The sequence below is a fragment of the Pseudomonas sp. SDO5522_S412 genome (assembly GCF_054071215.1).
This window is the reverse complement of record NZ_JBSVWQ010000419.1, coordinates 1-2089: the sequence shown is the minus strand read 5'-3', so window position 1 is coordinate 2089 and position 2089 is coordinate 1. Positions and strand designations below refer to the sequence as shown.

Here is a 2089-nt window from a genome sequence, read left to right as displayed (position 1 = left end):
CTCATGCATCGTCTGACACGCCGCTTTCGCGAGCAAGCCCGCTCCCACACAAGCCCGCTCCCACATGTGGCAATGCGAACCCTTACTGTTTAGGTGATGCCGGTGTATGGTATCTGCCCTTTGCGGGTCTCGGACCCGCGGCAGATACGTGAGGTTGTTGTGTCCCAATCGTTTTCCCGTCGACAAATCCTGGGTGGTCTTGCCGGTCTCGCGGTGGTGGGCGTCGGTGCCGGTGGCGCCTATCGCTACTGGCTCGGGAAGGTGGCCGAGGCCGAGGCGGGGCACGATTACGAGCTGATCGCCGCGCCGCTGGACGTGGAGCTGGTGCCGGGGCACAAGACCCAGGCCTGGGCCTTCGGCCCTTCGGCGCCGGGCACCGAGTTGCGAGTGCGCCAGGGTGAATGGCTGCGGGTACGCTTTATCAACCACCTGCCGGTTGCCACTACCATCCACTGGCATGGCATACGCCTGCCGCTGGAAATGGACGGCGTGCCGTATGTCTCGCAATTGCCGGTACTGCCGGGCGAATACTTCGACTACAAATTCCGCGTGCCCGATGCCGGCAGCTATTGGTATCACCCCCACGTGAACAGCAGCGAAGAACTGGGCCGTGGCCTGGTGGGCCCGCTGATCATCGAGGAGCGCGAACCCACCGGTTTCAAGCACGAACGCACCCTGAGCCTGAAAAGCTGGCACGTGGACGAAGAGGGCGCTTTTGTCGCCTTCAGCATTCCCCGCGAAGCGGCCCGGGGCGGCACCGCCGGACGCCTGTCGACCATCAATGGCGTGTCCCAGGCGGTGATTGATTTGCCGGCCGGGCAGATCACCCGTGTGCGCCTGCTCAACCTCGATAACACCCTGACCTATCGCATCAACATCCCCGACGTTGAAGCGCAGATCTATGCCCTGGACGGCAACCCCATCGAACCGCGCCCGCTGGGCAAGGAATACTGGCTCGGCCCTGGCATGCGCATCTGCCTGGCGATCAAGGCGCCGCCCGCCGGTGAAGAATTGTCGATCCGCAACGGCCCGGTACGCCTGGGCACCTTCCGCTCGGTGGCCAGCACCGACACGGCGACCGAATGGCCGCCTGCGTTGCCGGCGAACCCGATTGCCGAGCCGGACCTGGCCAATGCCGAGAAACTCAACTTCAATTTCGAATGGGTTGGATCGGTCTCGGTGAACGTGGACAATAAGCCACCGAGCCTGTGGCAGATCAACGGCCAGGCCTGGGACATCACCGACAAGACCTGCGCCGACCGCCCGATTGCCAAGCTTGCAAAGGGCAAGAGCTACATTTTCGAATTGAAGAACATGACCCAGTACCAACACCCGATCCACCTGCACGGCATGAGTTTCAAGGTCATCGCCTCGAACCGCCACAAGGTGATTCCGTACTTCACCGACACCTACCTGCTGGGCAAGAACGAGCGTGCCCGCGTGGCGCTGGTGGCGGATAACCCGGGTGTCTGGATGTTCCACTGCCATGTGATCGACCACATGGAAACCGGCCTGATGGCCGCCATCGAGGTGGCGTGATGCGCCAGTTTCGCCCCACGGCGATTATCGACCGCAGCCGCGACCAGGACTTCATGCGTGAAGCGCTGGCCCTGGCTGCCCAGGGGGCCGCGCTGGGCGAAGTGCCGGTGGGCGCGGTGCTGGTGCAGGATGGCGAAGTGATCGGGCGCGGCTTCAACTGCCCCATCAGCGGCAACGACCCCAGTGCGCATGCCGAGATGGTCGCGATTCGGGCCGCTGCTCAGGCTGTCAGCAATTACCGGCTGCCGGGCAGCACGCTCTACGTCACGCTGGAGCCGTGCAGCATGTGCGCCGGGCTGATCGTGCATTCACGGATTGCCCGGGTGGTGTACGGCGCGCTGGAGCCGAAAGCCGGGATCGTACAAAGCCAGGGGCAGTTTTTTACCCAGGGCTTTCTCAACCATCGGGTGCTGTATGAGGGCGGGGTGTTGGCCGAGGAGTGCGGGACGGTGTTGAGCGAGTTCTTCAAGGCGCGAAGAGCCAAAGGCTGACACGATACCCTGTGGCGAGGGAGCTTGCTCCCGCTGGGCTGCGTAGCGGCCCCAAAATC

At 63.6% G+C, this 2089-nt stretch carries 2 protein-coding genes; both read left to right on the top strand.

Features of this window, described 5'->3' with window-relative positions:
- The first annotated feature begins 159 nt into the window (after positions 1-159).
- Positions 160-1539: a multicopper oxidase family protein gene (locus tag ACW9I6_RS32200; protein ID WP_087695164.1), complete on the top strand. Its 1380-nt coding sequence runs from the start codon at positions 160-162 to the stop codon at positions 1537-1539.
- Entirely contained in the window at positions 1539-2030 is a 492-nt protein-coding gene (gene tadA / locus ACW9I6_RS32195; protein ID WP_003210422.1) for a tRNA adenosine(34) deaminase TadA, read from the top strand. The genes ACW9I6_RS32200 and tadA overlap by 1 nt, the downstream gene beginning before the upstream one ends.
- The last annotated feature ends 59 nt before the right edge of the window (positions 2031-2089 follow it).